Source organism: Candidatus Methylomirabilota bacterium (assembly GCA_036005065.1).
In the GTDB taxonomy this organism is placed as follows: Bacteria; Methylomirabilota; Methylomirabilia; order Rokubacteriales; family DASRDR01; genus DASYQW01.
This window is the reverse complement of sequence record DASYQW010000369.1, coordinates 1-10,287: the sequence shown is the minus strand read 5'-3', so window position 1 is coordinate 10,287 and position 10,287 is coordinate 1. Positions and strand designations below refer to the sequence as shown.

The window sequence follows — 10,287 nt, the reverse complement described above, 5'->3', positions numbered from 1 at the left end:
CTGGCCCGGAACCCCGGTGGCCGCCTGACGACACCCGTGGATGTCGCCCGCGCCCTCGTCGCCTTCGCGCATTCCAGCACCTACTGGATGACCGGGAACGTGCTGGGCGTGGATGGCGGCGAAGACATCGTCGGCTAGGGCTTAGTGAGGTCGCCTGACCCGCTCGGCCCGCCTCTCCCCAGCCGGGGGAGAGCGTGACGACGGTCCAGGCCCTCGTCCTGGGGATCGTCCAGGGCCTGACCGAATTCCTGCCGATCTCGTCCTCGGGCCATCTGATCCTGGTTCCCGTGCTCCTGGGCTGGCCGGACCAGGGCCTCGCCTTTGACGCGGCGGTGCACCTGGGGACGGCGCTGGCGCTCCTGTGCTGGTTCGGACGCGAGATCTGGGAGACCACGGCCGGCGTGCTCGCCGGAGACCGGCGGGACGTCCGGCTCGGCCTGGCGGTGGTGGTGGGCTGCGTGCCGGCCGGTCTGGTCGGGCTCCTCTTCGAGCACGCCATCGAGACCCGCCTGCGCTCTCCGCGCGTCGTGGCCGTCTCGCTCGTGGCGTGGGCCCTGGTCCTGTGGTGGGCCGACCGCCAGGCCGCGCGGGCCCGGGTCGGCGAGCTGCGGGGTGTCGGAGTGCCGCGGGGCGCCGCCATCGGCTGTGCCCAGGCGCTGGCCCTCATCCCGGGCACGTCCCGGTCCGGCATCACCATCTCGGCGGGGCTGTTCGCCGGCCTCGACCGCCCGACCGCGGCCAGCTTCGCGTTCCTCCTGGGCCTCCCGCTGACCGCCGCGGCGGGGCTCCTGAAGACGGCCACGCTTCTCCGCGGCGGGCTCGCCCCGGACGAGACGACGGCGCTCGCCGTCGGCCTCGTCGCCTCGTTCGCCGCCGGCTTGGCGGCCGTCTGGTTCCTCCTTCGCTACCTCCAGCGCCGGACGCTCACGGTCTTCGTCGTCTATCGGATCGCCCTCGGACTGCTCATCCTCTGGCTGGTCTGAATATCGGAGGGGTGTCGGTCATCCTCCATGCGAACTCGAGGTCGCCCGAGGGATCAGGGCTGCCGCCGCTCCCAGAAGCGTAGCGCATACCCGGCGGCGATCATCACGAAGCCGAGCACGAGGCCGACATAGAGGCGGGCCCCGCCGCGCGGCGGATCGCCGGCCGCATCCGCGAGCACGGCGGCCGCCACCACGACGACGCCGCTGATGACGACGCCCGGCCACGCGTCGTGGGCCCGGCCGAACTGCGGGAGCCTCAGGCGGCCTCCACGGGCTGGAGCGTCTCCGCCGGCTCGTGGGGCCGCGCCATGAACCAGACGAGCGGGACGAAGACCACGAACAGCGCCGTCAGCAGCCAGAAATCGTCGAGGAACGCCTTCATCGCCGCCTGCCGCTGCAGGTCCTCGTAGAGCCGCTGGAGGGCCTGGGCCCGGGCCGTGAACGCATCCGCCCCCGCCGCCGCATAGGCCCGCTCGAGGATGCCGAGCCGATCGGCCGTCGCCGGGTCCCAGGCCGTGACCCGGCCGACCAGCGCCGTCTGGTGGACCTGCGTCTGGCGCGAGAGGACCGTCGTCAGCACGGCGATCCCGGCGCTCCCGCCGAGGTTGCGCACGACATTGAAGATGCCGGTGGCCGTCGCCATCCGGGCCGGCGGGACGACGGCCAGGGTCATGGTCGTCAGCGGCACGAAGACCAGGCCCATCCCGAATCCCTGCACGAAGCGCGACCACAGCACGGTCCAGAAGTCCGCGGCCAGACTCAGCGACGCCATGAGTGAGAGCGCGTAGGCGATGATCGCCGCGCCGATCGAGACCAGCCACCGGGGGTCCACCCGGTTGACGAGCCGAGCGGCGACGGCCAGCGAGACGACCGAGCCGAGCCCCCCGGGAGCGAGCACCCACCCGGTCGTCAGGGCATCGTAGCCGAGAAGCTGTTCGAGGTAGAAGGTCAGGAGGACCATGCTGGAGTAGAGGCCGAGCCCCATCATGCTGATGAGAAGCGTCCCGAGCGCGAACGTCCGGCTGGCCAGAATCCGCAGGTCCACGATCGGCTCGGCCACTCCGAGCTCCCGCACCACGAAGGCCGTGACCGTCGCCACGCCCAGCACGACCAGCGTCGTGATCAACCCCGAGTCGAACCAATCGAGGCGGTTTCCGCGGTCGAGCGCCACCTGGAGCATGCCGACTCCCAGGACCATCAGGCCGAGGCCGATCCCGTCGACCCGGGTGATGGCGGCCGGGCGCTCGGCGGGCTCCGGGAGACTGAACCAGGCCACCACGAGCGCGAGCACGCCGATCGGGAGGTTCAGGTAGAAGATCCAGCGCCAGGAGTAATTGTCGGTGATCCATCCGCCGAGGGTCGGGCCGAAGATCGGAGCGAACATCACCCCCAGCCCCCAGATGGCCATGGCCGTCCCCCGCTCGCGCGGGGGGAAGATCTCCATGAGGATCGCCTGCGACAGCGGGATCAGCGGCCCGCCGCCGAGGCCCTGGAGGACGCGGGCCCCCACCAGCACCTCGAGGCTCGGGGCGATACCCGCCAGCAGCGAGCTCGCGATGAAGGTCCCGGTGGCGGCAAAGAAGAACCGCCGCCGGCCGAGCAGCGCGCTGAGCCACCCGGTCGCCGGCAGCACCACGGCGTTGGCCGCCAGGAACGAGGTGAAGACCCAGGTGATCTCGTCGACCGAGGCCGAGAGGCTCCCTTGCATGTGGGGCAGGGCGACATTGGTCACCGTGGTGTCCAGGATCTGCATGGTGGCCACGAGCATGACGGCGACGGTGACCAGCCACCGCCGGGTCGCCGGGCTCGGGCCGGACTCCGCGGCCCCCGCTCGGGGCGCGATCACCGGAGGGCGATCGTGACCGTGGCCGACATGCCCGGGCGCAGGACGTGCGGATTCGCCCGGTAGCTCTCGAGCACGATCTTCACCGGCACGCGCTGCACCACCTTGACCCAGTTCCCGGTCGCGTTCTCGGGAGGCAGGAGGCTGAACCGGGAGCCGGTTCCGGCGCTGATCGACTCCACGGTCCCCTCGAAGACCCGGTCCGTGAAGCTGTCCACCCGAACGGTGGCCCGCTGGCCGGGACGCACCCGACCGAGCTGGGTCTCCTTGAAGTTCGCGATCACCCAGACGCCCTGCAGCGGGACGATCGCCAGCAGCGGCTGGCCGGGCTGGACGAGCTGACCGGGCTCGACCGTCTTCTTCGACACCGTGCCGTCCACGGGCGCGCGGACGCGGGTCTTGGCGAGCTGCAGCTCGGCCGCGGCCAGGTCGGCTCGCGTCTGCTCCAGACCCGCCGTGGCGCGTCCGGCCTGGGCCTCTTTCACCGGGACCTGGGCCCGCTGGGACTCGGCCTCGGCCAGATGGGCCTGTGCCTCCTCGGTTCGCCGCTGGGCGTGGCCGACCCCGAGCACGCGCGTGCGAACCTCCGCCTCGGCCTGCTCGGCCTCGCGCTCGGCCTGCGCGAGCCGGCGGCGCGTCGCCTCGAGGCTCGCCTCGGCCGCGCGATGCCCGGTCTCGGCCGTATCGTGATCCTGGACCGAGACCAGACCCTGAGTGATCAGTCGGCGGATTCGCTCGAGCTCGCGCCGCGCCTTGTCGAGGGCGGCCTCGGCCACCGCGGCGTCGGCCCGGGCCGCGAACACCGCCGCCCGCCGGCCTTCGAGCCGTGCCTGTGTCTCCACGGTCTGGGCCTGGGCGACCTCGACGGCTACCCGGGCGCCTTCGACGGCGGCCCGCGCCTGCTCGATGCGGCTCTCCGAGCTGCCCCGGGTGAGGGGCACTTCGGTGTGCGCCGCGCGCTCGCCCGCGACGGCCATGGCGACGGCCGCCCGGGCCTGGTCGATGCGGATCTCGTAGTCGCGGGGCTCGATCTCGATCAGAACCTGGCCTTCGCGCACGTCCTCGTTGTCGCGCACGAGGACCCTCGCCACGGGTCCCGGCACGCGGGCACTGACCTGGACCAGCGCTCCCTCGACGTAGGCGTCGTCTGTCCAGACATGATAGCGGGAATACACGTAGAGCCAGACGCCGTACCCGACCGCGCCGAGCAGACAGAGCGTCACGATGCTTCGGATGAGGAGGCGTGTCACCGCGGCCTAGACCTTCTCCTTCGAGACAACCCCGCGCAAACGCACGTGAGCCGCCCTCGTATCGCGTTCTTGATAGCACGCCCCGACAGGCAAGACAAGGCGGCCGTGACTCGAAGGGCCGGCCGGCGGTACGATAGAGGCCCATGGAGTCGACGCCCGTCCTCAGCGAGCCTCCCGCCGGGTCCGCGAGTCCGCCGGTCCGCGGCGCCGGGTCGCTCCGCGGCCGCAGCTCCCCCACCCGCCAGTTCGCCCTGCTGAGCCTCCTGACCATCGGGGCCAGCACGCTCGTCTTCGGCTTCGCCCTCGCCTACTTCATCGAGCGCGGCATCCTCGACCGGGAGTGGAGCTCGACGGCGGCTCTCGTTCGCTCCGCCGCGCGCCTGTACCTTCGCTCGGAGGACTTTTCCTCCGCGCCCCGGGCCCTCGCCCCTCGGGTCCGCGGCACGCCGGCGGTGGATTCCGGAGACCGCTTCGAGGAGCTCGCGCGCCAGGTGCGCATGCTGCCGGAGATCGAGCGGCTGGTGATCTACAACGCTCGTGGCCGCGTGCTGTGGGTCGACAGCGAGCGCCCGGGAGCCCTCGACCCGCCCGACGCGTGGCTCCGCGAGGCGCTGGCCGGCGAGACCAGCGTGCGCCTCGAGCCACGCGGGAGCGGGCCGGAGCGCGTCGAGCTCTACGTCCCGATCACGTTTCCCGGCGAGGGGCGGGTGGCGGGCGTGATCGAGGCGTACGTCGACCCGAGCCGCGTGCTCGCGATCGTGCGCCGGGCCCGGCTGACCCTGTGGACTCTCGCGCTGGCGTCGGGCGCCGTGCTCTACATCGCTCTCTACGGCATCGTCTGGCGGGCCGCCAGGCGGCTCCGGGCCCAGCACGCCGCCCTGGCCCGCCGCGCCGACGACCTGGCCCGGGCCAACGCGGAGCTCCGCGCCGTTCAGGCGCAGCTCGTCCTGGCCGAGCGGTTCGCGGCGTTCGGCGAGATCACGGCCGCCGTCGCGCACGGGATCGGCAACCCGCTGGCCGCGATCCGCTCGACGGCTCAGGTCGCGCTTCTCGACATCCCCGAGGGTCCGCTCCGCACCCGCCTCGGGCAGATCATCGCCGAGACCGACCGGCTCTCGGAGCGGATGCGCGCCTTGCTCGACTTCGGCCGGCCCGTCGAGCAGCGCCGCGTCCCGACGGCCCTCGACGCCGCCGTCGCGCCCGCCCTGGACTCCGTACGTCCCCGGTGCGCCGCTCAGCGCGTTCGCCTCGAGGTCGCGCTGCCTGGCGATCTCCCGAAGGTCCGGCTCGACCCGGCGCGGTTCGAGGAAGCGCTGCTCTGTCTGCTCGGCAACGCCCTGGATGCGATGCCGAAGGGAGGTCGCCTGCGCGTCGCCGCCACCTCCGGGGTGGCCGAGTCGCTCGACGGCCGGCTCAGCGACGCCGGTCCTCCGGGAGCGCTCGAGCTCTCGGTCGAGGACACCGGTCCCGGGATCCCCCCAGCCGTGCTGGCCCGCGTGTTCGAGCCGTTCTTCTCGACCAAGCCGGGCAGCTCGGGACTCGGGCTCGCCGTCGCGCGCAAGCTGCTCGAGAGCGGCGGGGCGCGGCTCCATCTCGACAGCGCGCCCGGGCGGGGCACTCGGGCGATCGCCTGCTTGCCGGTCGACGAGGCCTGAGAGGACGTAACTGCAAATGGTCCTCGCGTATCGGTGCCTGATGACTGCCATGGGGGGGTCTGGGGGAGGAGCGCCGCCGCTCCCCCTCAGGCTGAACTGATATCCCCCCGAGCGTCCTCCTCATCGAGGACGACGCCACCCTGGCCGGAGCGATCGAGGACTTCCTTCGACGCCAGGGGCTCCCGGCGCGGGCGTTCGCCTCGGCCGAGGACGCGCTGCGGGCGCTGGCCGAGGTCGCGCCGGACGTCGCCCTCGTCGACCTCCACCTCCCCGGCATGGACGGCCTGGCCGCCCTGGAAGCCATCCGGCGGGAGCGGCCCGAGACGCTCGTCATCCTCATGACCGCGTTCTCCAGCGTCTCGAGTGCGGTGGCCGCCATGAAGGCCGGGGCCGTCGACTACCTCACCAAGCCGCTCGACCTCGAAGAGCTGGGGGTCGTCATTCAGCGGGCGTGGGACACGCAGCGGGTTCGGGGCGAGCTCAGCTACCTGCGCCAGCGCGCGGGCCACGCCGCGCCGGTCGACAGCCTCCTCGGCAAGTCGCCGGCCATCGAGGCGGTCCGCCAGCACATCCTCCAGGTGGCGCGCGCCGACCGGCTCGGCGAGGCCGGGCCGACGGTCCTCATCACCGGGGAGACCGGCACCGGCAAAGAGCTCACGGCCCGCGCGGTCCACGCGGCCGGCCCGCGGGCCGGCGGCGCGTTCGTCGAGATCAACTGCGCGGCGATCCCGGCCGCGCTGCTCGAGGGAGAGTTGTTCGGGTTCGAGAAGGGCGCCTATACCGATGCCCGGACGAGCAAGCCGGGTCTCTTCGAGGCCGCCGACGGAGGGACGCTCTTCCTCGACGAGATCTGCCTTCTCGACCTCGCGCTCCAGGCCAAGCTCCTGCGCGTCATCGAGGATCGGGCGATTCGACGGCTCGGCGCCCTCACACCGCGCCGGGTCGACGTGCGTATCCTCGCGGCGACCAACCGGGATCTCGAGGTCGCCGCGCGCGAGGGGGCGTTCCGCCAGGACCTTCTCTACCGCCTGCGGGTCTTGACGGTGGATCTCCCGCCGCTGCGAGCCCGCGCCGAAGACATCCTCCTGCTCGCCGAGCACTTCCTCGGCCAGCTCCGCGACCGGTACGGTCTCGCGGACGTCCACTTCTCATCCGCCGCATCGCGGGCCCTTCAGGCGTATGCGTGGCCCGGGAACATCCGCGAGCTGTCGAACGTCGTCGAGCGGGCGGCCCTGCTCAACCCGCAGCGCACCCTGGAGCCGGAGCACCTCGGGCTCGCCAAGGGGGGCGAGGCGCCGGTCGTCCTGAATCCCGAAGGCGCCGTCCAGGTGGACTTCGGGCGCGGGCCGATCCACCTCGAAGCCGTGGAACGGGACCTGATCGCAAAGGCGCTGAGCCACACCGGCTGGAACCGGGCCCGAGCCGCCGAGCTGCTCGGCCTCTCCAAGGAGACACTCCGCTACCGGATCGAGAAGTATCGGTTGAGCCCCGATGTGAGCGGCAAATGACCCTTCCCGTGGGCGGATGCCCGCATGCCAGCGGCAGGCAACGCCCGGATACGAGCCCCCACCGCCGGCGAGCCGCCTGCGGGGTCGCGTCCGGCGGCCATGGCGGGATTGGCACGCGCCTTGCCCCCCATTCGGCCGGTCGGGGATTCGATCGTCGAGGGAGGCGTCGATGACAGGGCTTGCCCGGCTGGGGCTGATATTCCTGCTCACCCTCGCGGTTGTCCTCTACGTGTCTCCTCGCCATCTGCTCGACGGGGACCTCGGGAGCGACTCGACCTTCGCCGCCGGCGGGAAGGGCGACGGCAAGGGCGACGGCAAAGGTGACGGCAAGGGCGACGGCAAAGGTGACGGGAAGGGCGACGGTGGGAAAGGCGATGGTGGGAAGGGCGACGGCAAGGGAGGCGGGAAGGGCGCAGATGCCGGCGGCCGGGGCCGAGGAACAGATGCCGACTCGGAAGGCGGCAGTCGAGGCCCCGACGCAAAGGGTAAGGCCGCCCTCGAGCGCGGGGCCGGTCACGGCCCAGGCATAGCCCCACGCGGCGCCGCGCGAGGAGCCGCCCCCGGCTCTGCTCCGGGCCGTTCGGCATCGGGCACCCGTCGCGACCTCGATCCCCCCGCCGCCGCGCGGGCCGCGGCCAGCGCGGCGCAGGAGGCGGCTCGATCGGCCGATGCCGCGCGCGCGGCGGCACGCCAGGCCGCCGAGGGCCTGCCCGGAGTCGTGGGGAACTCCGCGCGCGACGCGGCCCGGGCGGCCGGCGAGGCGGCGCGGGACGCGTCGCGGGCCGCCACGCAGGCGGCTCGGCTCGCCAAGCAAGCCGGGCCGGGCGTCAGACCCGAAGCGCGACGGGCGGCGAACCGCGCGGCGGACCGGGCACGCGACGCCGCCGCGCGCGCCCGCGAGGCGGCCGACGAGGCGGCCGACCGCCCAGACTCCGCGAGGCGTGTCCCCCCGCGATAAGCGGCTCCCGCAACGGTGGCGGCTCCACGCAGCCCTGACGATCATCGGAGGCCTGGTGGCGCTGTTCCTGATCGCCACCATCCCGCCCGCCCGGGCGCAGGGCATCCGCGAAAGCCCACGGCGGAGCGTCCGGGCCCAGGCGGCGTTCAGCCGCGGGAAGGCCTCTTACCAGGCTCGCGAGTACGAGGCGGCCCGGGAGCGCTCCCTCGAGGCGCTGAGCCTGGACCCGAACCACGACGAGGCGCGATCGTTGCTCGGTTGGTCCCAGTATCACCTGGGTGACTATCGCACGGCGATCGTCACCTTCAAAGAGGCCATCCGACGCCAGCCCAGGTGGGTCGGTCTCTACACCGGGCTGGGCTGGAGCCGTTTCCGGCTCGAGCGCTATCACCTGGCGAGCGGAGCCTTCCGGGCCGCGCTGGACCGGAAGCCGGACCACGTCGATGCCATGGTCGGCCTCGGCTCGGCCCAGTTCGAGCTCGGGCGCTACGATGTCGCGCTGCCGCACCTCCAGGCCGCGCTCCGGCGCCTGGAGGCGCCGGGCGGCCAGGCGTCAGAGGATCTGCCGGACGTCCGCGCGAAGGTCGCCTGGAGCCTCTACTACCTCGGGCGCTACCGCGAGGCGCTCGCCGTGTTCGAGAGGGCGATCCGAGCGACGCCCGACTGGCCCGGGCTCCACAACGGCCTGGGCTGGACTCACCTCAAGCTCGGTCAGAAGGCGGAGGCTCGCGCCGCGTTTCAGCGGGCGCTCACCCTCCGGCCCGCCTACGAAGACGCGCTGGAGGGGCTGCGGCAGTCGAGCGGCTGATCCGGACGCCGCGCCTCGCGCGGCTCACGCCTTCACGCGGACGTGGAGGAAGAGGTCGCCGGGTGTTCCCGCGGGTCCGAGCTCACCCTTGCCCCGGAGCCGGAGCCGCGTGCCCTCCCGAATTCCCGCCGGGATGCGGACCAAGAGCTCCTCGGTCCGGCCCGCGCGCTGGACCGTGAGCCGGTACCGGCCGCCGTGCCCGAGGTCCTCCCGCGGCAGCGCGATCTCGTACCGGAGGTCGCCTCGCCGGACACCACCCGCCGGGAGGGCGAGAGCCTGACGGAGCACGGTCAGGGGGCGGCCCACCGTCTCCTTGACGCGCTCCCACAGCCACCCGAGGAAGCCCGGGGACGAGGCGACCGCGTCGCCGCCGGTCGAGCCATGCGCGGTCTCGGGTACCCGCTCGGCGGGCGCCCGCGGGCCGAAGGTGCCGATCCAGCGGATACCCGAGGGGCCGATGACGATCACGCCCTGCCCCCGGAAGAAGACGTCGCGGAGGAAGGCCTCGTTGAAACGGAGCCCCATCCGCGTCCACTCCCGAGCCAGCTCGTCGAACACCGAGGCGGTGCGCGGATCGGTAAAGAGGTCGCGGAACAGGTCCTCCTCGCGCCAGCCGGGGCCCTTCGCCCGGTCTCCCTGGGCCCGGGATTGTCTCAGGCCGTCGTACTCCCGGCGCCGCCCGGGGTCCATGAGGACCGCGTAGGCTTCGCTGATCTCCTTGAAGCGGTCCTCGGCGCGCTTGTCGCCGCGATTGCGGTCGGGATGATAGCGGAGGGCGAGCCGGCGGTACGCGCGCTTGATCTCCTCCTCGGTCGCCGTGTCGGCGACGCCGAGGATCGCGTAATAGTCCCGCTCGGTCTTGACTCGCATAGGTGGGCGGCTCCTCCTCGCGATTCTACCCGAACGCGCCGCCGGCGTTCATGGAGATGCTGGCCCGCATGTCACCCGCCGACGTGAAGCCGGAGACGCGCTCGAGCTCGTGGCCGCCGTGTGCGTCGTTACTGGATCACCTCATCCGCCCGCACCAGCACCGACTGGGGGATCGTCAGTCCAAGGGCCTTCGCCGTCTTGAGGTTGACGACGAGCTCGAAGGTCGTGGGGCGCTCGATCGGCAGGTCGCCAGGCTTGGCGCCCTTGAGGATCCGATCGACGTAGCTCGCCATACGCCCGAACATCTCGTTGATGCTCGGGCCGTAGGACATGAGCCCGCCGTCCTCGACGTAGTTCTTGAATTCGTAGACTGCGGGCAAGCGGTACCTGGCGGCAAGCTCGATCAGTCGTT

9 protein-coding genes are annotated in these 10,287 nt (G+C 72.5%); 4 read left to right on the top strand and 5 right to left on the bottom strand.

The annotated features are described in order from the left end of the window. Window positions 1–194: 194 nt before the first annotated feature. Window positions 195–983: an undecaprenyl-diphosphatase UppP gene (uppP, locus tag VGW35_25005; protein ID HEV8310934.1), complete on the top strand. Its 789-nt coding sequence runs from the start codon at window positions 195–197 to the stop codon at window positions 981–983. A gap of 53 nt (window positions 984–1,036) precedes the next feature. On the opposite strand, the gene VGW35_25000 is transcribed toward uppP, so the two are convergent. The 3 genes from VGW35_25000 to VGW35_24990 all read right to left on the bottom strand — a co-directional run bounded on the left by VGW35_25000 (window position 1,037) and on the right by VGW35_24990 (window position 4,076). Beyond that, window positions 1,037–1,162, bottom strand: coding sequence for a hypothetical protein (locus VGW35_25000; GenBank protein HEV8310933.1), 126 nt, complete (start codon window positions 1,160–1,162; stop codon window positions 1,037–1,039). 77 nt (window positions 1,163–1,239) lie between these two features. After that, window positions 1,240–2,829, bottom strand: a complete 1,590-nt coding sequence (locus VGW35_24995) for a DHA2 family efflux MFS transporter permease subunit (GenBank protein ID HEV8310932.1) — start codon at window positions 2,827–2,829, stop codon at window positions 1,240–1,242. Beyond that, window positions 2,826–4,076: an HlyD family secretion protein gene (locus VGW35_24990; GenBank protein HEV8310931.1), complete on the bottom strand. Its 1,251-nt coding sequence runs from the start codon at window positions 4,074–4,076 to the stop codon at window positions 2,826–2,828. The genes VGW35_24995 and VGW35_24990 overlap by 4 nt, the downstream gene beginning before the upstream one ends. Window positions 4,077–4,219: 143 nt before the next feature. Here VGW35_24990 and VGW35_24985 point away from each other — a divergent pair, with 143 nt between their 5' ends. The 3 genes from VGW35_24985 to VGW35_24975 all read left to right on the top strand — a co-directional run bounded on the left by VGW35_24985 (window position 4,220) and on the right by VGW35_24975 (window position 9,005). Beyond that, complete coding sequence (locus tag VGW35_24985; protein ID HEV8310930.1) at window positions 4,220–5,731, top strand: ATP-binding protein; 1,512 nt, start codon at window positions 4,220–4,222, stop codon at window positions 5,729–5,731. 101 nt (window positions 5,732–5,832) lie between these two features. Beyond that, a complete protein-coding gene (locus tag VGW35_24980; GenBank protein ID HEV8310929.1) occupies window positions 5,833–7,239 on the top strand; it encodes a sigma-54 dependent transcriptional regulator in 1,407 nt (468 codons plus the stop codon). 1,013 nt (window positions 7,240–8,252) lie between these two features. Continuing rightward, window positions 8,253–9,005 carry a tetratricopeptide repeat protein gene (locus VGW35_24975; GenBank protein HEV8310928.1) on the top strand — a complete coding sequence of 251 codons (753 nt, stop codon included), beginning with the start codon at window positions 8,253–8,255 and terminating at the stop codon, window positions 9,003–9,005. A 24-nt stretch (window positions 9,006–9,029) separates the two neighbouring features. On the opposite strand, the gene VGW35_24970 is transcribed toward VGW35_24975, so the two are convergent. Together VGW35_24970 and VGW35_24965 are read right to left on the bottom strand one after the other, a co-directional pair. Then, complete coding sequence (locus VGW35_24970; protein HEV8310927.1) at window positions 9,030–9,875, bottom strand: DnaJ domain-containing protein; 846 nt, start codon at window positions 9,873–9,875, stop codon at window positions 9,030–9,032. A gap of 128 nt (window positions 9,876–10,003) precedes the next feature. After that, window positions 10,004–10,287 (bottom strand): ABC transporter substrate binding protein (locus tag VGW35_24965; protein HEV8310926.1); only part of this gene is annotated, 284 nt, incomplete at its 5' end.

What these genes read in the sequence shown, in the direction of transcription:
- VGW35_24970 (HEV8310927.1), bottom strand. Translation starts at nt 9,875, where the DNA reads ATGCGAGTCAAGACCGAGCGGGACTATTACGCGATCCTCGGCGTCGCC.
- VGW35_24985 (HEV8310930.1), top strand. Translation starts at nt 4,220, where the DNA reads ATGGAGTCGACGCCCGTCCTCAGCGAGCCTCCCGCCGGGTCCGCGAGT.